The sequence below is a fragment of the Flavobacterium sp. MMLR14_040 genome (assembly GCF_033657265.1).
GTDB lineage: Bacteria > Bacteroidota > Bacteroidia > Flavobacteriales > Flavobacteriaceae > Flavobacterium.
The window spans coordinates 110,454-134,236 of sequence record NZ_JAWVWO010000006.1 but is presented as its reverse complement, the minus strand read 5'-3'; the positions used below and the strand labels follow the sequence as shown (position 1 = coordinate 134,236).

At 33.8% G+C, this 23,783-nt stretch carries 28 protein-coding genes; 20 read left to right on the top strand and 8 right to left on the bottom strand.

From position 1 onward, the window contains the following. Window positions 1–153: 153 nt before the first annotated feature. A complete protein-coding gene (locus tag SD960_RS10540; protein ID WP_318802816.1) occupies window positions 154–657 on the top strand; it encodes a hypothetical protein in 504 nt (167 codons plus the stop codon). Between the two features lie 179 nt (window positions 658–836). Here SD960_RS10540 and SD960_RS10535 read toward each other — a convergent pair whose 3' ends face one another. Beyond that, window positions 837–1,940, bottom strand: coding sequence for an NADH:flavin oxidoreductase (locus SD960_RS10535; RefSeq protein WP_318802814.1), 1,104 nt, complete (start codon window positions 1,938–1,940; stop codon window positions 837–839). 6 nt (window positions 1,941–1,946) lie between these two features. After that, the gene (locus SD960_RS10530; RefSeq protein ID WP_041518777.1) at window positions 1,947–2,249 is read right to left on the bottom strand and encodes an ArsR/SmtB family transcription factor; all 303 of its coding nucleotides are present in this window, start codon (window positions 2,247–2,249) and stop codon (window positions 1,947–1,949) included. A 320-nt stretch (window positions 2,250–2,569) separates the two neighbouring features. On the opposite strand from SD960_RS10530, the gene SD960_RS10525 reads away from it, so the two are divergent. Both SD960_RS10525 and SD960_RS10520 read left to right on the top strand, forming a co-directional pair. Then, window positions 2,570–3,061: a TlpA disulfide reductase family protein gene (locus SD960_RS10525; RefSeq protein WP_318802807.1), complete on the top strand. Its 492-nt coding sequence runs from the start codon at window positions 2,570–2,572 to the stop codon at window positions 3,059–3,061. Between the two features lie 210 nt (window positions 3,062–3,271). Further along, complete coding sequence (locus SD960_RS10520; protein ID WP_318802805.1) at window positions 3,272–3,727, top strand: hypothetical protein; 456 nt, start codon at window positions 3,272–3,274, stop codon at window positions 3,725–3,727. Window positions 3,728–3,733: 6 nt separating this feature from the next. Here the strand turns inward: SD960_RS10520 and SD960_RS10515 are convergent, their stop codons facing one another. Further along, window positions 3,734–4,600, bottom strand: a complete 867-nt coding sequence (locus SD960_RS10515) for a chromate resistance protein ChrB domain-containing protein (RefSeq protein WP_318802803.1) — start codon at window positions 4,598–4,600, stop codon at window positions 3,734–3,736. Between the two features lie 15 nt (window positions 4,601–4,615). After that, window positions 4,616–4,999 (bottom strand): hypothetical protein, encoded by a 384-nt coding sequence (locus SD960_RS10510; protein WP_318802800.1) that lies wholly within the window; start codon window positions 4,997–4,999, stop codon window positions 4,616–4,618. 220 nt (window positions 5,000–5,219) lie between these two features. Between SD960_RS10510 and galA the strand changes: the two genes are divergently transcribed. Together galA and SD960_RS10500 are read left to right on the top strand one after the other, a co-directional pair. Then, window positions 5,220–8,036 (top strand): beta-galactosidase GalA, encoded by a 2,817-nt coding sequence (gene galA / locus SD960_RS10505; RefSeq protein WP_318802797.1) that lies wholly within the window; start codon window positions 5,220–5,222, stop codon window positions 8,034–8,036. A gap of 323 nt (window positions 8,037–8,359) precedes the next feature. Then, on the top strand, window positions 8,360–9,934 hold the full coding sequence (locus tag SD960_RS10500) for a Na+/H+ antiporter (protein WP_318802795.1): 1,575 nt from the start codon (window positions 8,360–8,362) through the stop codon (window positions 9,932–9,934). Window positions 9,935–10,139: 205 nt separating this feature from the next. Here the strand turns inward: SD960_RS10500 and SD960_RS10495 are convergent, their stop codons facing one another. Beyond that, window positions 10,140–10,265, bottom strand: coding sequence for a hypothetical protein (locus SD960_RS10495; RefSeq protein ID WP_318802793.1), 126 nt, complete (start codon window positions 10,263–10,265; stop codon window positions 10,140–10,142). 144 nt (window positions 10,266–10,409) lie between these two features. Between SD960_RS10495 and SD960_RS10490 the strand changes: the two genes are divergently transcribed. The 4 genes from SD960_RS10490 (at window position 10,410) to SD960_RS10475 (ending at window position 13,495) form a co-directional block, all read left to right on the top strand. Next, window positions 10,410–11,282: a helix-turn-helix domain-containing protein gene (locus SD960_RS10490; RefSeq protein ID WP_318802791.1), complete on the top strand. Its 873-nt coding sequence runs from the start codon at window positions 10,410–10,412 to the stop codon at window positions 11,280–11,282. Between the two features lie 183 nt (window positions 11,283–11,465). Next, complete coding sequence (locus SD960_RS10485) at window positions 11,466–11,876, top strand: cupin domain-containing protein (protein WP_318802790.1); 411 nt, start codon at window positions 11,466–11,468, stop codon at window positions 11,874–11,876. A gap of 25 nt (window positions 11,877–11,901) precedes the next feature. Then, on the top strand, window positions 11,902–12,312 hold the full coding sequence (locus SD960_RS10480) for a cupin domain-containing protein (RefSeq protein WP_318802788.1): 411 nt from the start codon (window positions 11,902–11,904) through the stop codon (window positions 12,310–12,312). A 130-nt stretch (window positions 12,313–12,442) separates the two neighbouring features. Then, complete coding sequence (locus SD960_RS10475) at window positions 12,443–13,495, top strand: NAD(P)-dependent alcohol dehydrogenase (RefSeq protein WP_318802787.1); 1,053 nt, start codon at window positions 12,443–12,445, stop codon at window positions 13,493–13,495. A gap of 240 nt (window positions 13,496–13,735) precedes the next feature. Here the strand turns inward: SD960_RS10475 and SD960_RS10470 are convergent, their stop codons facing one another. Then, window positions 13,736–14,323, bottom strand: coding sequence for a DUF4142 domain-containing protein (locus SD960_RS10470; RefSeq protein WP_318802785.1), 588 nt, complete (start codon window positions 14,321–14,323; stop codon window positions 13,736–13,738). Window positions 14,324–14,474: 151 nt separating this feature from the next. On the opposite strand from SD960_RS10470, the gene SD960_RS10465 reads away from it, so the two are divergent. From SD960_RS10465 to SD960_RS10435, 7 genes are all read left to right on the top strand, one after another. Next, window positions 14,475–15,278: a hypothetical protein gene (locus SD960_RS10465; RefSeq protein ID WP_318802783.1), complete on the top strand. Its 804-nt coding sequence runs from the start codon at window positions 14,475–14,477 to the stop codon at window positions 15,276–15,278. Between the two features lie 65 nt (window positions 15,279–15,343). Beyond that, a complete protein-coding gene (locus SD960_RS10460) occupies window positions 15,344–15,913 on the top strand; it encodes an SMI1/KNR4 family protein (protein WP_318802781.1) in 570 nt (189 codons plus the stop codon). Further along, a complete protein-coding gene (locus SD960_RS10455) occupies window positions 15,910–16,404 on the top strand; it encodes a hypothetical protein (protein WP_318802779.1) in 495 nt (164 codons plus the stop codon). The genes SD960_RS10460 and SD960_RS10455 overlap by 4 nt, the downstream gene beginning before the upstream one ends. Window positions 16,405–16,592: 188 nt before the next feature. Further along, window positions 16,593–17,042, top strand: coding sequence for a DoxX family protein (locus SD960_RS10450; protein ID WP_318802777.1), 450 nt, complete (start codon window positions 16,593–16,595; stop codon window positions 17,040–17,042). Window positions 17,043–17,275: 233 nt separating this feature from the next. Then, the gene (locus SD960_RS10445) at window positions 17,276–17,515 is read left to right on the top strand and encodes a Rho termination factor (RefSeq protein WP_318802775.1); all 240 of its coding nucleotides are present in this window, start codon (window positions 17,276–17,278) and stop codon (window positions 17,513–17,515) included. Window positions 17,516–17,543: 28 nt separating this feature from the next. Continuing rightward, window positions 17,544–18,632: a DNA topoisomerase IB gene (locus SD960_RS10440; protein ID WP_318802773.1), complete on the top strand. Its 1,089-nt coding sequence runs from the start codon at window positions 17,544–17,546 to the stop codon at window positions 18,630–18,632. A gap of 157 nt (window positions 18,633–18,789) precedes the next feature. Next, complete coding sequence (locus SD960_RS10435; protein WP_318802772.1) at window positions 18,790–19,437, top strand: DUF5661 family protein; 648 nt, start codon at window positions 18,790–18,792, stop codon at window positions 19,435–19,437. A 72-nt stretch (window positions 19,438–19,509) separates the two neighbouring features. Here the strand turns inward: SD960_RS10435 and SD960_RS10430 are convergent, their stop codons facing one another. After that, a complete protein-coding gene (locus SD960_RS10430) occupies window positions 19,510–20,151 on the bottom strand; it encodes a hypothetical protein (protein WP_318802771.1) in 642 nt (213 codons plus the stop codon). A gap of 191 nt (window positions 20,152–20,342) precedes the next feature. Between SD960_RS10430 and SD960_RS10425 the strand changes: the two genes are divergently transcribed. The 4 genes from SD960_RS10425 (at window position 20,343) to SD960_RS10410 (ending at window position 22,955) form a co-directional block, all read left to right on the top strand. Continuing rightward, on the top strand, window positions 20,343–20,933 hold the full coding sequence (locus tag SD960_RS10425; RefSeq protein WP_318802770.1) for a ferritin-like domain-containing protein: 591 nt from the start codon (window positions 20,343–20,345) through the stop codon (window positions 20,931–20,933). A gap of 89 nt (window positions 20,934–21,022) precedes the next feature. Further along, complete coding sequence (locus SD960_RS10420) at window positions 21,023–21,754, top strand: DNA-formamidopyrimidine glycosylase family protein (RefSeq protein ID WP_318802767.1); 732 nt, start codon at window positions 21,023–21,025, stop codon at window positions 21,752–21,754. Then, window positions 21,751–22,476: a DUF72 domain-containing protein gene (locus SD960_RS10415; protein ID WP_318802765.1), complete on the top strand. Its 726-nt coding sequence runs from the start codon at window positions 21,751–21,753 to the stop codon at window positions 22,474–22,476. Before SD960_RS10420 ends, SD960_RS10415 begins: the two co-directional genes overlap by 4 nt. 161 nt (window positions 22,477–22,637) lie before the next feature. Continuing rightward, a complete protein-coding gene (locus tag SD960_RS10410) occupies window positions 22,638–22,955 on the top strand; it encodes a GIY-YIG nuclease family protein (RefSeq protein WP_318802763.1) in 318 nt (105 codons plus the stop codon). A 106-nt stretch (window positions 22,956–23,061) separates the two neighbouring features. Here the strand turns inward: SD960_RS10410 and SD960_RS10405 are convergent, their stop codons facing one another. Further along, window positions 23,062–23,565 carry a pyridoxamine 5'-phosphate oxidase family protein gene (locus SD960_RS10405; RefSeq protein ID WP_318802760.1) on the bottom strand — a complete coding sequence of 168 codons (504 nt, stop codon included), beginning with the start codon at window positions 23,563–23,565 and terminating at the stop codon, window positions 23,062–23,064. Window positions 23,566–23,783 lie beyond the last annotated feature (218 nt).

Here is a 23,783-nt window from a genome sequence, read left to right as displayed (position 1 = left end):
ATTCCATAATCGTAGAGACGCACAGCAGTGCGTCTACACAAAGTATGTCGACAAAGAATAAAAACGTCGAAATAAATAAAAATGTAATTTAATTCATTCTCATTTTTCGTTTATTAAATTTTAAATTTGGAAGAACAAAAAACGATAAAAAAAATGTCAGAAGCAGACAAAACTGATGATATGCCAATATATCAAAAGGCAGAACAAATTTTTAGACTAACAGAGGGACTGGTTCAAATAATTCCTGTAGAAAACGAATTTTTGCAAGAAACGACAGTTCGTTATATGTTAGAAAATGCAATGTTGATTCCTGTAAAAATCGCCGGAGCAGAAGGAGGAGATTTATATGATCTTCGAATGGAAAATGCAACTATCATTCGCAAAGCAGCAAGGGAATTATATGTTCAGGCCGGTAGTTTACGATATGAAGAAGGTATTACAGATAAAGATTATATTGAATTACTGCGAAATACAATTGAAGAATTTCGATTGTTATTTATTGATTGGGTTGCAAATTTTGATATGTGGAATTACATTAAAGACAGTTGGGGATTATTTAATCCGCCTGGTGTAAACGCGCATGATAAAGATCCGGATGAAGATATTCCTTTTGATCCAAATGAATTTTTCGAATCAGGTGATGAAGATGATGATTAAAAAAAGGGATGAACATTTTATATGTTTCATCCCTTTTTGTCTATTTTCTTTGTGGATATGCATTGTGTAGACACACTGCTGTGCGTCTCTACGATTATAAAACGTACAAAATAACAAAGGTTCAAAGAAAAACTCTGTCCCTTTGAACCTTTGTATCTTTGAACCTTTAAAAAAAAAACTTATTCAAGAACCAATGCTCCCAAAGCTTCTTTACTGAAACCTTTCAATTGATCTGTTTTTCCGGCTTTGATTTTAGCAACCCAATTAGGATCAGATAAAAGAGGTCTTCCAACGGCAACTAAATCAAAATCACCACGGTCGAAACGTCTGTTTAACTCTTCCAAAGAAGTTGGCTCAGAACTTTCTCCTGCAAAAGCGCCGAAGAAATCGCCAGAAAGCCCAACAGAACCTACCGTAATGGTTGGTGCTCCCGTAACTTTTTTAGCCCATCCTGCGAAATTCAAATCAGAATCTTCGAATTCAGGTTCCCAAAAACGACGTTGAGAACAGTGCAAAATATCAACACCTGCATCAACAAGAGGGTTAAGCCAAGCTTCTAATTCCTGTGGATTTTTAGCCAGTTTATAATTGTAATCAGAAGGTTTAAATTGAGAAAAACGCATGATTACTGCGAAGTCATTTCCAACTTTTTTTCTAATTTCTTTTACTACTTCAATTGCAAAACGATTACGTTCCGGCAATGTTTTTCCACCATAAATATCGGTACGTAAATTAGTTTCAGCTCTAAAAAACTGGTCGATTAAATAACCATGAGCACCGTGAATTTCAATCGTATCAAAACCTAATCTTTTGGCATCAGCAGCAGCTTTACCAAAAGCAATAATAGTATCTGCGATATCTTTTTCAGTCATGGTGTTTCCGTTGCTGAAATCTGGTCGGTTTAATCCTGACGGACCTTCAAAAGGAACTGGCGGAACCCAACCTGAATGGTGATTATCCATAATTCCCATATGCCAGATTTGTGGCCCCATTGCACCACCTGCAGCGTGAACTTCTTTAATTACTTTTTCCCATCCATTTAAAGCTTCGCCATAAAAATGAGGCACATTTCCGTCGTTTGATGAGGATGGTCTGTCGATTACAGTTCCTTCAGATAATATTAAACCAACTTCACCTTCAGCTCTTTTTTGATAATAAGCGGCTACTTCATCAGTTGGAATTCCGTTTGGAGAAAATGAACGCGTCATTGGCGCCATTACGATTCGGTTTTTAAGATTTAACGTTTTTAAGTTAAATGGAGAAAACAGGTTGTTTGTACTCATAGTAATTTACAAATTAGATTGAATTAATTTACTGAGTGCTTCAAAGGCACCTTCGTTGCGTTTATAGTAAGTCCATTGTCCTACGCGTTTAGATTCTATAAATCCGGCGCGCTGTAAAATAGACAGGTATTCTGAAACTGTTGATTGCGTCAAACCGGCTTTGGCCTGAATTTGCCCAACACAAACTCCGTGTTCAAATCCTGCATGCTGAAGCTGATCCGGAAAGTTTATTTCAGGTTCTTTTAACCATTCCAGCATTTGCAATCTGGACTTATTAGATAATGCTTTAAAGATTTCTATATTTTCCATGGTGCAAATATATCGACTTTTCCCGATATACCAATTTAAAGAAATTTTTTTAGGATAATTTTAAGAAGGAGAGGAGGATTTATAAAGAAGTATTTATATTTGTTCGTAGATTAATTTCGCAAAGACGCAGAGTCGCAAAGTTTATACACAATGTTGTCATTTCGACGTAAGGAGAAATCTCCGCGAGAAGCTCGACAAAGATTGGATTCTCGTTGCGGAGTTACTTGCGGAGATTTCTCCTTACGTCGAAATGACAAAAAGATGGAGACTTATGGAGATTAATGAAATAAAGAGATACCCCAAACTTATCAATAATTACTATGAAAAAAACTTTACTTATTTTAGGATTCTTATTATGCATTGTAACAAACTCAAAAGCTCAGGTTGTTGGAACTGATGTTGGAGACATCGCACCGGAAATTGATCTTCCGGATCCAAAAGGAAACAATGTTGTGCTTTCTTCTTTAAGAGGAGATTTGGTTTTGGTTGATTTCTGGGCATCCTGGTGTGGGCCTTGTACGAAAGAACATCCTGAATTGCTGAAATTATACAACACTTATCAGGGAAAATTTTTGATTTACAGCGTCTCAATGGATACTAAAAAACCGCTTTGGCTGGCAGCAATTGCTAAACAAAAATTGCCATGGACACAAGTAAGTGATTTAAAATACTGGACTTCACCAGTTGTTGGAGATTATATGCTGCAATCAATTCCTTTAAATTTTCTTATTGATAAAAACGGAATTATTGTGGCTAAAAATATTCATGGGAATGCCTTGAATGAAATGGTGAAGAGTATTGTAGGACAGTAAAAGTTTTGTTTCAGGTTTCAAGTTTCAGGTTTTGGATTGCGAAACTTTGTCTATAAACTAAAGTTTACACAAAGCGGATAAACGTGAACGTTAATTGCTTTACAGATCTTTGTCAAAGTTTTAAAACTTTGACAAAGATTCTTCCTGAAACCTGAAACCTGAAACCAAACAAAACCTGAAACAAATCAATTTATGCAATCAAACCTCAGTTTGTCTGAATTTCGAAGAAGATTAATCGATAATACAGAAATTGGTTCTCCAAAAGCAGCATTGGGGCAGGTTAGAGTTTTTCCTTTATCTGGTGCAGTAAAGCCTTTTTATGGATTTTTTGATGATAACAATTTTAGTCTGACTGTTAATTCATTAAAGGCATCAACATATTATATAATAAATGGAAAGTATAAAATAGTTAATGATAGAGTCACAGTAGAATATATTGTGGAAGCGGGTAATAAATACCAGCAATTTTGGTCGCACTATTCTCCAATAATTTTGATTGTGGCAATTAATATATTTTTTCTTTTTTTCGCAAGAGGATTAAGACGAGCGTCTACAATTGTTAATTTGTTTTTACTTTTTTTGGCTTTCTATTCGAGATGGTATGAAGAGCGAAAACGGCAAAAGCTAGAGAAAAAGTTTATCAATATTTTTGAAATAAAAAGATAATAGGAGTTATTTACTTTTTCCATCTGAATTACTTTTCAGAGCATTTTTTCTATACGAAGACGGATTTTTTCCTGTATGCAATTTGAATATTCTCGTAAAATGGCTTTGATCTGAAAAGCCTGTCATGTAAGCGATTTCAGTTAGCGTGTAAGTTGAATTCTGGATAAGATTTATGGCTTTTTCGATGCGTAATTTTCGAACATATTCGCCAAAATTCAAATCTTCAAAGTATTTAGAAAACTCCCGCGATAAATAAGAAGGATTGAGTTCTAAATCATTGGAAATTTTTTTGAGATCAAAAGTAAATTGAGCGTCAATTTGATCCTGGATTATTTCTTTTAAATCCGTAACCCAGGAAGGTGTTTTTTTGCTTGATTTTTTTTCGTTTAAAAATTTATTGTACACTTCATGAAGCAAATTTTCGAAGGGACTATTTTGCAAATGGTTTTGTTTATATAGATGCCCGGCCCAGCTGTAAAGCGCGTCATAAAGGATCATTCCGTTTTTTAGCAATTCTAAATCGTCTGTGATATTATAAGAAAGTCCTGCAGAAATTGCTAAAAGTCCTGCCGATTCTTTTGCGATTTCGTGTCTGTCCGTATCTGCGCCACGAACAATTTTTGCCATAATTAATACCGCAGGATCCTTAATTTGATACTTTTTTATAATGTAATCAAAAGTACATTCTTCATTATAATGTGTAAATTCGACATCAGGAATATCAAAAGGAATCGCATCTAATTCTTTTGCTTTGGTTATAACCTGATCAAAAGGAACATAAATAAATTCAGCTTCAGGATCAACAAATTTTTGAATCAGCCACGGGCATGCAATTCTGTCAATTTTTGGTCTTTCTCTTGTGATCCACTTCATTTTAGTTATTTCAGATTAGTTTAACCCATCAATAATAGTTCTTACGCCTCCAAAATTGGTTTTTAGCAATTCTCTTACCTGAAATTGTGTTTTGTTTCTCGTCACGCTATCCCATTCTTTAAAATCATAAACGTGAATGTTTTTCGCATACGGATTAGTAACGAAAGAAAGTCTTGCGATTGAATATTTAAAATATTTTAATTGATGCGAAATATGTCGGTTTGGCACAACAATAAGGATGGTTTCAAAATCCAGAAAATTCTTTGGCACATCGTCTCTTTCGCTCAATCCAAGATGATCAAAAAAAGCAACTATTTTTTGATCATTTAGTTTGTCAATTTCCTGATCTATACGCTTAATAGTGCTAAGAAGCGTATCTTCATCTTTAATAACACTCATGGTACTATTTTTTTTGGTTGAATTTCAATATAAAATTACACCAAAAGAACAAGATCTTCCTAAAGAACTGCTAGTAGAATCATTCTAAATTTTTAATATCTAATTTTTACGCTTAATTTAAAGGGAAATAAACAAGATTTGATAAAATACTATTATTTTAATCAAATTAAAAACAATATTTTTATCGCTATTTTCAAACCATTTCCGTTAACCACGTTTTATGAAAGCTATTTTTTCAAAAGGAATTCTGTTCTGTTTTATTTTTCTTATTTTCTATTCTGCTTCGGCACAAAATAAATCAGAAAGAGATTTGACTCTGATCGATAAAGATTGGCGATTTTCATTTGGACATTTATTTGATACAGAAAAAGATTTTGGTCATGCAACCGGATATTTCTCGTATTTAACCAAAACAGGATTTGGAGACGGACCGGCAGCAAGCAATTTTGATGACAGAGCATGGAGAAAATTAGATCTTCCGCACGATTGGGCAGTTGAACAATCGTTTAGTGAAAAAGCGAGTTTTAGTCACGGTTTTAAAACTGCCGGAAAAGGTTTTCCTGAAAAAAGTATTGGCTGGTACCGAAAAAAAATTAGTATTCCCGAAACTGATAAAGGCAAAATTATTTCCCTAAAATTTGACGGCGTTTTCAGGAATTCAACAGTATTTTTCAACGGCTATTTACTCGGAACAGAAGAAAGCGGTTACAACGGTTTTGAATATGATGTAACGTCTTACGTAAATTACGGCGGAGAAAATACAATTGTTGTGCGTGTTGATGCCTCAATGGAAGAAGGCTGGTTTTATGAAGGCGCGGGAATTTACAGACATGTTTATTTGAAGAAAACCAATCCGCTTCATGTGGCGCAAAACGGAACTTATGTAACTTCTGAAATAAAAGAAAATAAAGCGGAAGTTTCGGCTGAAACTACTATCGAAAACAAAGGAAATTATAAAGGAGCAATCGAAATTGTTCAGACGATTTTGGATGCTCTGGGAAAACAAATTACAACGGTTTCTGAAAATGGAACTGCTCCAAATTTTTATAAAACAACAAATTACACTTCAAAATTAACGGTTAATAATCCATTATTATGGGATATAGAAAACCCAAACTTATATCGTTTAATAACTGAAATTAAACAGGAAGGAAAAATTATAGACCGTTATGAAACTTCGTTCGGAATTAGAACTATAAAGTTTGATGCCGAGAAAGGTTTTTTCCTTAACGGAAAATCGGTAAAACTAAAAGGAACAAACAATCATCAGGATCATGCCGGAATTGGAACCGCTTTGCCAGATGAATTGCAATATTTCAGAATCAAAAAACTGAAAGAAATGGGTTCGAACGCGTATCGTTGTTCGCATCATCCGCCAACGCCTGAATTGCTTGAAGCGTGCGACAAACTGGGGATGCTGGTTATTGATGAAACCCGTTTGATGGGAATTAATGAGTATCATTTGAATGATTTGGAACGCATGATAAAACGCGATCGCAATCATCCGAGTATTTTTTGCTGGTCGGTAGGAAATGAAGAATGGAATATTGAAGGCAATATTACAGGCGAACGTATTACGAATGTGATGCAGGAATTTACGAAAGGTATCGATGCTACAAGGCCTGTAACGGTGGGAATTAGCAGCGGTTTTAAAAGCGGAATTTCATCTGTTGTCGAAATTATGGGATATAATTACATGGGCAACGGTGATATTGATGCACACAGAAATCAGTTTAAACAACAACCGGGAATGGGAACAGAGGAAGGTTCGACATTTGCAACGCGTGGTGTTTATTTTACAGATGATGCCAAACATTATCAAAGTGCTTACGACAAAAAACCGCGACCAAGTTTTTTTAGTATTGAAGAAGGCTGGAAATTTTATGCAGAAAGACCATATTTAGCAGGAATGTTTATCTGGACAGGTTTTGATTATCGCGGAGAACCAACACCTTATGGCTGGCCATCGGTTACTTCGTATTTTGGAATGATGGATGTTTGCGGTTTCCCGAAAGACAATGTTTTCTATTTGAAATCGTGGTGGGGAACTGAGCCTGTTTTGCACATTATGCCGCATTGGAACTGGAGTACAGGAAAAGAAATTGATGTTTGGGTACATTCTAATTGTGATGAAGTAGAACTTTTCCTGAATAAAGAAAGTCTCGGTAAAAAGAAAATGGAGCAAAATGGACATTTAGAATGGAAGGTAAAATATGTACCGGGAACGCTTGAGGCGATTGGTTATAAAAATGGCAAAAAGGTACTTTCGGACGTTCAGAAAACGACAGAAAATGCTCAAAACATCAAACTTTCTGTTGATAAAGAAAACATTTTGAATGCAAATGTTATGGTTATTACAGCTGAAACAACAGATGAAAAAGGCGCGCATGTACCAACTGCAAATCACGAAATGATTTTTTCTATAAAAGGCGGAAAGATTCTTGGAGTAGGAAATGGTAACCCAACATCTTTAGAAAGTGATAAATTTATTGATAACATAGAACTTGTTGCTATAACTAATTTTGAGGAGAAGAAATTGGCTTCGGCTACTATTCCTAACCAAATTACAGTTGAAGCAGATAATAACTGGAAAGAAGCTTTTAAGGACAGAGATTATAAAAATCAGGCTCCTGCATATGTGTATCGCGGAAAATTTGATTTAAAAAACAATATTAAAACCAATACCGTTACTTTCTTTTATAAAAAAATCGGAATAAACGCAGTCGTTTTTGTGAACGGAAATAAAATTCCGGCAAGTACAGATGATGATCAAAAATATGTTTTGAATGCGGCTGTTTTAAAACAGGGTTTAAACACGATTCAGATTATTGCGCCGCCTTTGCAAAAAAATAAAGACTGGGATGTGATGAATACTGATCCCGGAATTATTCAGGTAATTACGCCGGCAGAACAATGGAAGCGAAAATTATTTAACGGCTACGCTCAAATCATTATTCAAAAAGACGAAAATGTGGGCGAAGTTATTTTATCGGCTACAGCCAAAGGATTAAAAACGGGAACGGTTAGTGTTAAATAATTTTTTTAATTAAAATTGAGAATTAAAAATTAAAAATTAACTTGAAGCTGGTTTTAGAAAATCAAGGTTTTTTCACCTGCATTTGAACTAAGTAAAAGGCCTTTTTAAACGCACAGTTCTATGCTTCTATGTGTTCAAATGTACATAACGGCCTTGTGAATTATTTTAATTTTTAATTCTCAATTTTTAATTTAAAATAAAAAGCTATGTTTCTATGTGTTTAAATAAAACGCAGCCAATTGAAATTACTTTATCCAAAAAATATTTCCTAATATTGATATTGAAAAGATTATAGCTTTATAAATTTTTAATAAAATTCTCAAATGTTAGATAATCTCGCGTTTTATATCGGTATCGTCATAGTTATCCTTTTCCTGATTATGGCGAGCAACAAAATAAAAGTTGCTTATCCGGTTTTATTGGTTTTGGCGGGACTGGCGATTAGTTTTATACCCGGAATTCCAAAATTACGTATCGATCCCGAACTTATTTTTTTCATATTCCTTCCGCCATTATTGTACGAAGCATCCTGGAAAATTTCGTGGAAAGAACTCTGGCGCTGGCGACGCATTATAACCAGTTTTGCCTTTTTGGTGGTGTTTTTTACAGCACTTTCGGTAGCACTGGTTTCAAATTATTTTATACCGGGATTTTCACTCGCACTTGGTTTTTTGCTTGGCGGAATTGTTTCGCCTCCTGATGCCGTGAGTGTGGGCGCCATTTTGAAATTTGTAAAAGTGCCCCGCCGACTGTCTTCTATTTTAGAAGGCGAAAGTTTGCTGAATGATGCGTCGTCGCTAATTATTTTTCGCTTTGCGCTAATAACCGCAGGAACCGGACAGTTTGTTTGGTATAATGCTGTAACAAGTTTTGGCTGGATGGTAATTGCAGGAGTTGGAGTTGGCGTAGCAATTGGTTTTATTTTTATGAAAGTGCATAAATATTTGCCCACAGATGCCAATATAGATATCGTATTTTCTATCGTAACGCCTTATGTTATTTATCTTGTTGCCGAAGAAATTCACAGTTCCGGTGTTCTTGCCGTTGTAAGTGGGGGATTATTATTATCCAATAACCGACTTTCGTTTTTAAGCAGTACATCGCGATTACGCGGCGTGAATGTCTGGGAAAGTTTTTGCTTTATCCTCAACGGATTAATTTTTATGTTTATTGGTCTGGATTTGCCAGAAATTACTTCTGGATTGGGAGATGTGAGTCTTCCCTCAGCGATTGGTTATGGTCTTTTGATTACATTGGTTTTGATTATTGCGAGGTTAATATCGGCGTATGCGGCTGTAATTGTCACTTTGATAGCCCGAAATTTTATAACAGTTGCAGATTCCAGACATCCGGGTTACAAAGGAATTGTAATTATTGGCTGGTCCGGTATGCGAGGCGTTGTATCGTTGGCAGCGGCATTGTCGATTCCGGTTTACGCACAGGGCGGAGCAGCATTTCCGCAAAGAAATTTGATTCTCTTTATCACCTTTGTTGTTATATTGACCACATTACTTTTACAAGGACTTACGTTGCCGTGGCTTATTAAAAAACTCAATATGCAGGATCCTGATTTTATTATGCCCGATGATGAAATGTATAATAAGTTAAGACGAATGCTTTCTCAACAGGCGCTGAATCATTTAAAAACAAACTACAGTCAACATCTTGAAACTGAAAAAGTATTGCAGCAGCTCGCAGTAAAATGGGAAGATGCAAGCGTTTCTAACAACGAAGATATTTTAATGACCGAAGAAGCCAAAAAAGTTTACAGAGAAATATTAAACCTGCAAAGACAATGGCTCACAGATAAAAACAAAGATCACCGAATTGATGAAGAAATTGTGCGCAAGCATATTTTGCATTTAGATCTTGAGGAAGAAAAATTGCATTTCTTGTAGAAAAAGTTTCAGGTTTCAGGTTGTTTTGTTTCAAGTTTCAAACTTTGTCTATAAACTAAAGTTTACACGCAGTTTTGTCATCTCGACGGAGGAGAGATCTCCGCAAGTAACTCCGCAACAAGAATCCAATCTTTGTCGAGATTCTTACGGAGATTTCTCGTTCCTCGAAATGAACTGGACACAAAACCAGTTCCGGAGGAACGGATCATATTGTAGGGATGGATTTTAATCCATCATCCGAAATTAAAATCGCCAATCTTTGCAGCGTTCCGTTTGTGATCTCTCCTCCGTCGAGATGACAAACGGAGCGTAAATTAGTAACGTATTTCAAACCCAACAGGTTTTTAAAACCTGTTGGGTTTATTACACAAACCTAAAACCTAAAACCTAAAACCTAAAACCTAAAACCTAAAACCTAAAACCTGAAACAAAAAAAACTTTCTTGACTTTTATTTGATTTTCATAACTTTGTAAAATGAAAGAGCAAAGCGCATGTCAGGCAACAGACCTCGGAATTAACGATTTAAAGTTAAAAGGGTTTAAAGTTTATGAGATAAATGGTGATATAAGTAAAATCCCGACCTATAACCGCAGGGATTATTACAAAATTTGTATTAATACCAGCAAAAGTCTTATTCATTATGCAGATCGGGGAATCGAAACTGACGGAACTATTTTATTCTTTGGAAATCCGCACATTCCATATTCGTGGGATACGCTTTCGCCTACTTATGAAGGATATGCCTGTGTTTTTACCGAAGATTTTTTAAAAGTAAACGACCGTTCAGAAAGTCTTCATGAATCGCCTTTATTTAAAATTGGCGGAACTCCAATTTTCTCATTATCAACAGAACAGAAAGTTTTTGTAGACTCGTTGTTTCAAAAAATGATCGAAGAACAAGAAACAGATTATGTTTTTAAAGATGATTTAATGCGTAATTATATCAATTTGATTTTGCACGAATCGATGAAAATGCAGCCGTCGGAAAATTTCTTTAAACATAAAAATGCATCTTCCAGAATAACTTCTTTATTTTTGGAATTGCTGGAAAGACAATTTCCCGTTGAAACTAAAGATCAGCCGCTTATATTAAAAACTCCGCAGGATTATGCTCAAAGTCTTGCTGTACATGTAAACCACTTAAATCGTTCGGTTAAAGAAGTGACCGGAAAACCTACTACAGCGCATATTACTGAACGAATTATTGGTGAAGCCAAAGCCTTATTGCAACACACAGACTGGAGCATTGCCGACATTGGTTACTCACTTGGATTTGAATATCCGAGTTATTTTAATAATTACTTTAAAAGACTTACAGGTACAATTCCGAAATCGTTAAGAATGTAAATTGTTTCATATTCTTAATTTTTTGTTTGATTATCGTTATTTAAGATCGCATTTACTAAAGTAATTTTACCTCGAAATAATTAGTATTAATCCTTTATCGGTTTCTGCGAACTAAATAAAACTTCTAAAAGCGCATTCTTGCTTTATTAATTTAGTTTTCCCGATAGTAAAAAACAAATAATTATGAAAACTACAGAAAATCAATTAAATGAAATTTTTCCTAAAGGCGATTTGGCTTCGGCAGATTATTTTACAGGAAAAGCCTGGGTTAAAATGCTGGTGCCAAACGACCCAATTTTAAATACTGCAGTTGGTAATGTCGTTTTCGAACCCGGCGCAAGAAACAATTGGCATACACATCCCGGAGGACAAATTTTGATTGTAACGCACGGAACAGGTTACTATCAGGAAGTTGGGAAACCAATTCAATTGCTAAATGAAGGTGATGTGGTAAATATTCAGCCCGAAGTTAAACATTGGCACGGAGCATCTCCAGAAAGCGAATTTACTCATATTGCGATCAGTACAAATACCCAATTGGGAATTGTAGACTGGCTTGAGCCTGTAACTGATGAGCAATATAATAGTCTTTAATAAACCAAACTCAAAACCAATTATTATGTCAACAACTTATTCTACCGTTATCGAAGAAGGGAAAGTGCCCAATACTTATATGACTGGTAATGTTTCCTATAAAAAACAAACCAGCGACATTCACCCTGAAAATACAATGATCAAAGAAGTAACTTTTGAGCCTGGCGCAAGAAGCAACTGGCACGTTAATGCAAGTTTGCAATTGCTTATCGCCACAAATGGAATTGGTTATTTTCAGGAAAAAGGGCATGCAATACGATTACTTCATAAAGATGAAGTGCTTACTATTTTACCGGGAGTAGAACATTGGTACGGCGCAACACCATTTAGTAAATTCTCTTACATCGCCATCATCACAGAAATCGACAAAGGCTCAGGAAGCTGGTTACACAGTGTAACTGATGATGAGTATTTTAGTTACGGAGTGAAGAAGTAAGGTTCTAAGATGCTGATTTGCTAAGGTCTTAAGTTTTAATCTTTGCGACCTGGCACCTTTATGTCTAAAAAAAGTAACCTGAAACCTGAAGCAAAGAAAAACTTGAAACAAAAAATCTAAACCCCTTAAAATGGAAACAAAAAACATAAAAGCCTTTGGTACAGAAGCTGCTGAAGCACTATTAAAAACACTAGACATCAAACGCAGAGGCGTACTGGCGCACGATGTTGAAATCGAGATTTTATATTGCGGAATTTGCCATTCTGATTTGCATTCTGCCCGTAACGAGTGGCACGGAACTGTTTACCCAATTGTTCCCGGACACGAAATTGTGGGAAGAGTGACAAAAATAGGCGATCATGTAAAGAATTTCAAAGTTGGAGATTTAGCCGGAGTAGGCTGTATGGTTGATTCTTGCCGAGAATGCGAGCATTGTAAAGAAAACTTAGAGCAATTTTGTGAGCCTGGAAATACTTTGACTTTCAACTCTCCTGACGTTCATTTGGGTGGACAAACGTTTGGCGGTTATTCTGAAAGTATTGTTGTGGATGAAAATTATGTATTGCATATTTCGGATAAACTTGATCTTGCCGGAGTTGCGCCTTTACTTTGTGCCGGAATTACAACGTATTCTCCGTTAAAACACTGGAAAGTAGGTCCTGGACAAAGAGTAGGAGTTGTGGGTATTGGTGGTTTAGGGCATATGGGAATCAAATTAGCCAAAGCTATGGGAGCTCATGTTGTCGTTTTTACCACTTCGTTATCTAAAACCGAAGATGCAAAACGTTTAGGAGCAGACGAAGTTGTTTTGTCTTCAGATCCTGAACAAATGGCAAAATATGCACGAAGTTTACATTTTATTTTAGACTGCGTTTCGGCTCAGCATAATATAGATGAATACCTGAATTTACTAAAAGTAGATGGAAATATGGTTTTAGTTGGTGCTCCAATGGAACCGCTTCCTGTAACGTCTTTCAGTCTTTTAATGGGAAGAAGAAGTTTCGCCGGTTCAAACATTGGCGGAATCGCAGAAACTCAAGAAATGCTTGATTTCTGTGCTGAGCACAACATCACCGCAGATATCGAAGTAATTGGAGTAAACGATGTAAATAATGCTTACGAAAGATTACTTAAAGGAGATATCAAATATCGTTTTGTGATTGATATGGCTTCTTTGAAATAGGTTCAAAGTGGCACAGTTACAAAGGCTCAAAGGGTTTTAAAAACAGGTTCAAAGTGGTAAAAGGAACATAGGTTCAAAGGTTTTAAAACTTACGTTTTGCAATTTTGCGAGAGATTGACAAAGAACTAAACCTTTGAACCTTTGCAACTCTGCACCTTTGTCCCTAAATAAAAAAAAATGAACCCCTTAAGCAATTCAACTCTTAAGGGGTTTCTCAAAAAAAAATACCAGTACCAATTTTTATTTTTTATCCAAACTTTCTTTTAAAACTTTGGCATGTTCTAAATGCGTTGTTAAAACAGGAATGCTATTAGAAGCCCATTGTCTTACGTCTGCATCTTTTGCGTTTTCTGCTGCTTTTTTGATTTTATCGATTGCTTTTTCGTGACCGTCAACCATCATATCAGCAAATTTTTTGTCGAAATCAACACCTGATTTCTCATTTAATTTATTGTATTTATCCTGACCGTCTTCAGTTAAAGAAGTTGGCAGTGTAAAGTTTTTTGTTTTAGCCAGAGTACTCACTTCAGAAGCTGATTTAGTGTGCTCATCAACAAGCATTTTACCAAATTTTTTCACTTCTGCATTTGTACTTTTAGTTTGAGCTAGTTTTCCTATTTCGATTTCTTCTAAGTTGATTTCAGCCTGATCCACTAAATATTGAGAATCATCTTCTTTACTGTCTATAGAATCAAATTTAGTTTCATTTGCATCTTCAGCAACCTCTTTTGGGTCTTCTTGTTTAGTTTCGTTTTTGCAAGAATTCAAAAATATAATGATTAGTGCTGCGCCTAAAATAGCTTTTCCTGCTAATAGTAACTTTTTCATGATTTTATGGTTTAAATGTTATGATGTAAAATTATTTAGGATGTGTTAGGATTGTCTTACAGTATTTTTATATAATGTTACAGGATTTCAAGATGATATATTTAATAGTTTTTTATATTAGCTACATAATTAAACTTGGAAACCTAAGTCTATGAAAAAAAACTTTTTCTCCCTTTTATTACTTTTGAGCATTTTTAGCTGTAAACAAAATTCAGAAGAAAGTATTCCATTGGATACTTCTAAAATTATAAAACTTCCTAAATTAGAAAATATTCACACTTATATTCAGCATCCAAAATCAGAAGATAGAATTTGTGGAAATGGAATACAATGGGCAAAAAAAGATATTGAAAAAGGAGAATTAGTTTTTAGTATGCCAAATGGTGAAGGTGATTATGATTTGAGACAAGAAAAGTATATTAGGATATTATGTAAAAAGCATAATTTGATTTTTAGATTTGAAATGATTGATGATGCTCCAGTTGAAGAAGGAATGCAAGGGTGTTATGGTGCATACATGGATAATATGCTTGCTAAAAAGTTTAATTCAAATTTTAAGCAAAATCTGCTTAATGAAGCTGATATAATGTTAAGTAAATCAAACGATACTATTCGAAGTTGGGATTGTGATATAAAACCAAAAATTGAAAGATTAACATCTGAAAACTCAATACACATTTTATTAGATGCTAAATTTAAAAAGCAACTAGCAAAAGATAAGATTTATTATGGAGCAGGAATTGACATTAGTTTTTACATTGATAAAAAAGGAAAGCCTAGCGGATATCATTTAGACGATTATAATAGACTTGAAAAAAACAACAGAGAAAAGTATAAAATGCAATTTGTAAAAGCTGGAATTGATCAATTAAAAAAGTATCAAAAATGTAGCGCAGGTGAAATAAAAGGACAAAAAGTAATTACCAAACAAACAATCAGAACCTATTTTAATTGAGCATGACTATCGAAAAAGAAAAAATATTACAACTTAAAAAAAACGATGGTAATGGATTTTTTAAAATGAAACCATTTAAATTATTTGGTTCTAAAATTCATAAATACAAATTAAATAATTGTTTACGTGAATCTGAAATTGCAGAGTTTGAGAAATTCAATAATATAAAGCTTCCAGCAGATTATCGAAATTTTATAAAATATACAGGAAATGGAGGAGTTGGTCCTGCTTATGGACTTTATAAATTAGAAGACTGGAATTTAGAACTAGAAATTGAGAATGATAATTTTCTTAAAACAAGATTTCCTTACACAGAAAAATGGAATTCAGACTTTAATGGAAATACAGAAGATGAAAACTTTATGGATAGTGAAGAATTTGAATGTTGGGAACAAGATTACTATAATGAAAAGCATGTTTTTGGTAGTATTAGAGTATGTCATTATGGCTGTGCTATTTATTATTTTTTAGTAGTTTCCGGAGTTGAAAAAGGAAATATTTGGATTGATGACAGAGCAAATGATCAAGGAATTTATCCGTTATCAACAGAAAATAAAAACAGATATAATTTTACAGAATGGTATAATGAGTGGTTAAACCAAAGCTTAATTAAATTAAAAATAAATAAACATTGAAAATAAATTACACATTAGATCGGGAAGATTATAAAAAAGCAGATAAAGAATTAATGACGAAAAGGTACATATTTCTGATAACTTACTTTTCTCTGGTTTCAGTTATAGTGAGTTATACATTTGTATACAAAGACTTTAATTGGCCAGAATTTTTATTTATTTCAGTTAGTTTTTTCTTTTTTGCTTTGCTTGTCATTAGTATTATTCCTGATATAATAAAACATTTAAAAATTAAAAAAATAATAGATTCACAACCCGGTTTATTAGGAGAAAAATCCATAGAAATAAAAACAGATGGAATAGAATTTAATAATTTTGATAACAGTGTTGCAAAATTTTATGAGTGGCATACTATTAAAAAGACATATATCACGAAAAATTACAGTTTTATAACTTTAAAAAACAGGACTTCATTTATCATTAAAAATGAAGATTTAAAAGAATCTGATTTTATTAAAGAATTAAAATCAAAAATTAAAACTTCTTTTTAAAAATTTATATTCTTCGCCCCGCTAGCGCGAGCGTCCCACTCGTGCCCGTTCCAATTTAAATCTTACATTCTTTGCGTTCACGAGCGGGACGCTCGCGCTAGCCGTTAAGTTAGAATCTTATTTTTGAAAACGGAAACCAACTATCTTTGATACAAGATTATTTAATAATAATTTAAAATCACAAAAAAATGCCATCAATAATAAATCAAAAATCGGTTAAAATATTCTTACGTTTGGCACTTTCAATCAGTTTTCTTTCGGCCGTTGCAGATCGATTCGGACTTTGGAGTAAAGAAGTTTCGGTTTGGGGAAATTGGGAAAACTTCGTAGCATATACCAAATTATTAAATCCGTTAATTCCTGAAAGTTTGATTAATCCCGTGGCGATAATTGCCACAGCGGCAGAAGTAATTTTTGCTGTTTTTCTTCTTTTAGGTTTCAAGACCGAACTGTTTGCCAGGCTTAGCGGCTGTTTATTATTGCTTTTTGCATTGTCAATGGCATTTTCAACGGGAATAAAAGGCGCTTTTGACTATTCAGTTTTTACTTCGGCCGGAGCAGCTTTTGCCTTAAGTTTAATGAAAGATAAACATCTGGAAGTTGATGTTTATCTTGATAAAAACAAATTCCAATTCTAAAATCCCAAATTCCAAAACGCATAGCGAATAACTCATAACTCATAATGCAAAACTCATAACTTCAAAACAAAAAAATCCCAATTCCCAGGAATTTGGGATTTTTTGTTTTTAAACCCTTTGGTGTATAGTTAATTATGAAAGTATACAAAAGAATTATATAACGAATTTCAGGCTGTTTTTAAAGACCTTTGACATTACACTTTACTGATTATTAACCATAAAATTTAATCGTCATGCAAAATTCCGGAATTAAGAACAAAGAACATTACGAAACTCTTATACACAAGGCTTTAAGTAACGAAAAATATGGACAAACGGCTAATTCAACTAAAGGAGAAGAAAAAGCCGGAAGAACAAAACCATATGAGGAATGGACGAAAGAAGAGCTCTATCAGCAAGCTAGGAAAGTTGGAGTGGAAGGCCGCTCTTATATGAATAAAAGAAGCCTAATCAAATCATTACGCAATAACTAGAATACAAAATTTATCTCTTCAATAAATTATGAATGCCAAACTCTCTCAGGAAAAATTAATGAAACAATTGATACAATCTCCTCAATTGGTTCTCGAAAAATTAGATTTAGTATATGTAAGCGACAATAGCTTAACGATCGAGCGTTGCAGAGAAGGTGAGGGGTTTGTTTATAAAAAAAACGGAAGATGTATAAAAGCAAAAAATGAAATAAAACGCTTTAACAGCCTCGTGCTTCCGCCTGCGTGGGAAAAAGTGCGAATTGCAGATTTGTCAAACGGTCATCTTCAGGCTGTTGGAACTGATGTTAAAAACAGAAAACAATATCGCTATCATCCAAAATGGAACCTGATCAGGAATCAGACTAAATTCTATAAAATAACCGAATTCGGAAAATACCTGCCTAAAATAAGAAAACAGGTCGATGAAGATTTAGAACAAAAAGAATGGTGTAAAAATAAAGTTACAGCACTTGTAATTCGCTTAATGGAAGAAACCCATATTCGAATAGGAAACGAAAAATACGCCAAAGACAATAAATCATACGGGCTTTCGACTTTGAGAAAAAGACATATCAATATCGATAAAAATTCACTTCGGTTTGAGTTTGTTGGAAAAAAAGGAAAGCAGCATACCATAACGACAAGAAATAAACAGTTGATAAAACTGGTGAGCCGCTGTGAGGAAATTCCGGGTTGGCAGGTTTTTAAATATTACGATGAAAATGGTGAACGTAAAGTTCTGGACAGTAATATGGTCAATTGCTATTTGCATGAAATTACGGGAAAATATTTTAGCGCCAAAGATTTTAGAACCTGGGCCGCTTCTTTAATATTTTTTGAAACTTTAATGGATATTGGAGTTACAACTGACGAAAAAGAAATTAAAAAGAATATTTTAACCGCTTTTGAAACTACGGCAGAAGCTTTGGGAAATACAAAAAATGTGTGCAAAAATTATTATGTACATCCGTTAATTGTGGCGAGTTATGAAGATGGTTCTATCGAAAAATATTTTGAAAGAGCGAGAAAAACCAAAAGTAATCAAAAGTATTTTTCGCATTCTGAAATTGCTTTTTCAGAATTAATCGGAAATTTTCAGCCCGAATTTTCATTATGAAATGGATTGAGCTAATAATTGAACGTTTTGAGTTAACGGTTTCCTTTTTTATGTTGCAACTTTGAGAAATATAAAAGGGATTCAAGTTGGGGACAAAACGACACATTACCATTGGTACATGTGTCGTTTTAATTTTAAACTAATAATCTAAAATAAAATGGGAACAAAAAGTGGTGCTTATCAGGATGTTTATATCAAAAGAGATGACAAAATGGTAAGCTTAAAAAATGATGTAACAGATTTTTGTGAAAAATACATCAAACCTGTTCATCCCGAAAATTGGGATTGGTCGGTAAGAGATTTTGAAAATCCTGAAAACGACCCAACAATTGATGAAGCACGTGCTATTGCAGCTGTGGTTTACAGAGATTTAAGCGAAGATAAAGATACAGATGTTGATCTTTCGACCATGGATAATGTTGAAGCTATTAAGGCTTATTTGAACCCAAAAAGCAGGCACGAACGATTTAATATGGAAGAGTTTGCTTTTGCCTTAAAAGTAGAACTTGAACATGGCAGGGTAAGAGATGTAAATGTTACCAACAACCATCCGTTTTTAACTGCTATGATTGCACTTGCGCACATGACAGAAAGTTTAACGTACTATAAAAGACTGGCCGTTATGGAAGCTCAAGGCGAAATTTTCGAGATTATGCGTAAAATCGAAAAAGCTGAAACAGGAAAAGAAGAATGGTATAGAGAATTGGGCAAAGCCGAAATTGAATTAACAGAGGCTAGAATAGGTCTTGCTGAGCGTTTGGAGAGAATGGATGATATTCCGACGCTGACTAAAATTGGGGATTAAATAATTGCTTTAGGCAAAAAAACGGCGTTACTATTAATAGTAACGCCGTTTTTTTTAAATCCCTATTTTAATTTAGAATTTTCTGGGATCATTATCATTATAATCATCTCCGGAATCTTCTTCCTCAATTTCTCCTGGTTCCAAATCGTCTTCTAGATCATCATCGTCGTCATCAGGATCTAATTCCTGTAAATCTTCATCTGATTCTGTTAATTCTTCAGAGTCTGAAGGATTATCGAATTCGTCGTTGAGATTATCTGCATTTTCATCATAAAGAAGATCTCCGGTAGTATGTGTATGATCGTCAAGTTCTTCTTCTTCTTCTTCTCTGTCCTCTTCGTATTCTTCCTCATCTTCCTCATTAAATTCATCTGCAGAATTGGTAAAATCATCATTTACATTATCCGATGGATTATCAAATTCATCATTCAAATCATCTGCGTCATCTACAAGATCGCCCGGTTGATGAAAATCGTCGTTCAAATCGTCTAAATCATCTTCATTTGTAATACGTTCCTGATCCGGAATGGCTTTATTAGGATCATATCCATTTATAGTAAAACCATAATTTTTAACATCGCCCTGACGGTTAGCCCTTCTGATTTCATTATTACTATAGAGCTTATCATTCATAATGTTGTTTTGTCTGTTTAAATTTTGATTGCGAGGATCTCTATTTTCTACAGCGCTATTTCTTTTATCAGTAGTTTCCATGACAAGTTAATTTTATTTGTTCGTATACTACAAATCTAATTAGTAAGGTGTAGGATTGTCTTATAGAATTAAAATCGCTAATTCTATAATTCACAGATGATTATATTGTAAATAATGTAAGAAATACTATAACTCTTTGGCACCAATCAAAAGTACTTTTACAATTATTAATAACAATTAAATTATTTATCATGGAAACTAAAGATAAAAAACAGACTACGACAAAAAAAGCTGCACCAAAACAAACAACCAAAGCAGGAGTAACAAAACCAAAATCAAATGCTGCATCTGGGCTTACAGAACTGTTTGAAGATGGATTAAAAGACATTTACTGGGCAGAAAAAGCTTTGACAAAAGCGCTTCCGCTAATGGCAAAAAATGCAACGTCTGCAGAACTAATTGATGCGATTACAAACCATTTAACAGAAACTGAAGAGCATGTAACCCGATTGGAGCAGGTTTTTGAAAGTATTGGTAAAAAAGCAACTGCAAAAAAATGCGATGCAATGAAGGGGCTAATTGAAGAAGGTAAGAGCATCCTTGAAGAAACTGAAGTTGGCGTTGTTCGTGATGCAGGAATTATTGCTGCCAGCCAGAAAATCGAACATTACGAAATTGCAACTTACGGGACTTTAAGACAATTTGCTGAAACACTTGGTCTTACAGAAGCCGCTTCTTTATTAGAATTAACTCTTGACGAAGAAAAAGGTGCTGATAAGCTATTAACAGAAGTTGCTGTAAACGCAATTAATGTTGAGGCTGCCGAAGAAGACGAAGCGTAGTTTTCTAAATATCTAAAAAGTGCAGTGATAAAAGCTGCACTTTTTTCTTTTTTTAAAATTTAAATCAAAAAATAAAAAAAAATATTATTATGCCCGAAGGTCCGTCTATCGTAATTCTGAAAGAAGAAACTGAACAATTTGCAGGACAAAAAGTAATTTCGGTTTCCGGAAACAGCGCTATTGATTTAGAGCGAATAGAAGGTAAAGTTATACAAGCGATTAAAACCTGGGGAAAACATTATTTAATTTGTTTTGATGATTTTACGGTTAAAATTCATTTGCTAATGTTTGGCACTTATCGCATTAACGAAAGAAAAGAAACCACACCAAGATTAAGTCTCGTTTTCTCAAACGGAGAACTTAATTTTTATACTTGTTCTATTAAAATTTTAGAGGGTGATATCAATCTGCATTATGATTGGGAAGAAGATGTAATGAATATTAAATGGAGTCCCGAAAAAGCAAAACAAAGTCTGGGGGAAATTCCCAACCAAATGATTTGTGATGCAGTTCTGGATCAGAATATATTTTCTGGCGTAGGCAATATTATTAAAAATGAAGTTTTATACCGATGCCATGTTCATCCGGAATCTTTAACGGGGAAAATTCCACACGATAAAATAGTCGAAATAATTGATGAATGCTCCATTTACAGTTTCGAATTTTTAGAATGGAAAAAGAAATTTGAACTAAAAAAACACTGGCTGGCACATACTAAAAAAACTTGTTTGAGATGCAGTCTTCCTTTTATAAAAAAACATACCGGAATAAAAAAACGCCGTAGTTTTTTCTGTACCAACTGTCAACAATTATACATATGAAAAAAGAAATACAAATAGGGTGTTCAAGTTATAATAACCGTTTTTGGAAAGGTATCTTTTATCCTGAAGATTTACCAACCAAAAATTGGTTCAATTTTTATTGCCGGCATTTTAATACCTATGAAATGAATGGTACTTTTTATAAATTTCCAACCATCAGAATAATGGAAAACTGGTATAAAAAAGCGCCGGATAATTTTCTTTTCTCAGTAAAAGCCCCCAAAGAAATCACACACATTAAAAAGCTTGTGGATTGTAAAGAGCAAATGGCAGAATTTTATAATGTATGCGATGATGGTTTAGAAGAAAAACTGGGCTGTATACTTTTTCAGTTTCCTCCAAGTTTTGATTATACAGAAGAAAGACTTGAGACTATTGTGAAAGTATTGGATAAAAGCTTTAAAAATGTAGTTGAATTTCGGCATAAAAGCTGGTGGAATCAGGAAGTTTGGGATGCTTTTCAACAATATAACATAACTTTTTGCAGCGTAAATTATCCAGGATTACCAGAAGATATTTTAACCCAATTTCCACTTACGTATGTTCGTTTTCACGGAAATAAAAAACTGTTTTATTCGAGTTATTCTTCAGAAGAATTAGAAAGTATAAAAAAGAAAATTGAAGATAAACCAGGCTTCGTTTATTTTAATAATACAGCAAGCGAAGCAGGAATTTTGAATGCTTTGGAGTTTAAAAATCTGGAATTAACTGTAAAAAATTAGATATAATATAAATTAGCGCATGATTTGTCATTTCGACGAAGGAGAAATCACATCCAGAGAGCAACATCCTGTATTTTCAGCAAATATGATTTGTCACCCTTTGAAAATACATATTTGCTTATCTTGTTAAATGTAGTATTTTTAGCATAAAAAAAAGCCACATGTTAAATCCTCAATTAGGTTTTCATTCTTACTACATTTACATAATAACAAATAAATATCGATCTACATTTTATATCGGTATCACAAATAATCTACGATCGAGATTAAATCAGCATAAAGAAAATATTGAATTAAATGTCAAGACATTCGCATCAAAATATGAACTTCAATTTTTAGTTTATTATGAAAAGTTTGTTTGGGTTAATGAAGCAATAGCACGAGAAAAAGAATTGAAAAAATGGAATAGAGATAAAAAGATGAAACTAATTAAGGATCAAAATCCAACATTTGAATTTCTTAATGGTCATTTTGAATAAAAAGTATTATTATAAACGAAGGAGAAATCACATTTGCTGAGCATACAGTACGTTGCTCTCTGGATGTGATTTCTCCTTCGTCGAAATGACAAAAATGTCTAAAAAACTACAATTTCAAACTTCCTTCAATTCCGTCATCCATTGTTTTTCCGGTAACAAAAGCTGCGGTCATTTTTGCAATGGCAACCATTTTTCCGTTTTTATTGTTCCAGTAATAACCATCTTCCGGAATTACTTTAATAATGCTCAAATTTGGATCGTCTTCGCCACCTGGCATCCAGACTTTTATAATAGGATCATATAATTCGTGAATTATTTCAGGATTGTACAAAATACTGGCAGTTCCATGCAGGGTTAAAAATTTATCATGCGGTTCAGAAAAAAAGATTTCGACCGTTGGATTTTGTGTAATTTCTGCATTTTGGCTGCTATTTCTATCAGATAAAAACCAAAGCTGACCCAGATCGTCAATTTTTTGAACAGACATTGGTCGCGATTGTAATTTATTTTCAAGATTATAAGTACACAACATGCAGGTTTTGATATTTTCTGCAAGATCTTTTATTTTATCTACAGCAAATTCGTTTGCAAGGTCTTTATGATCTCCCATGGCTCTATATTTTAAGTTATTTGTAAAGTTTTTTAAATACTAATTTGACTGTTGTACAAATGATATTTATGAAATATTATTATTTGTAAAGTTGCTGTTTTTTAGATTTTTAGTTCTTATAGAATTAAAATTATAAGTTATGAGATTTCTATTATTTGCTTTTTTATGATGATTTAAATCGATTGTTATATTTATTTATTTGACTATCTTTGGTACGT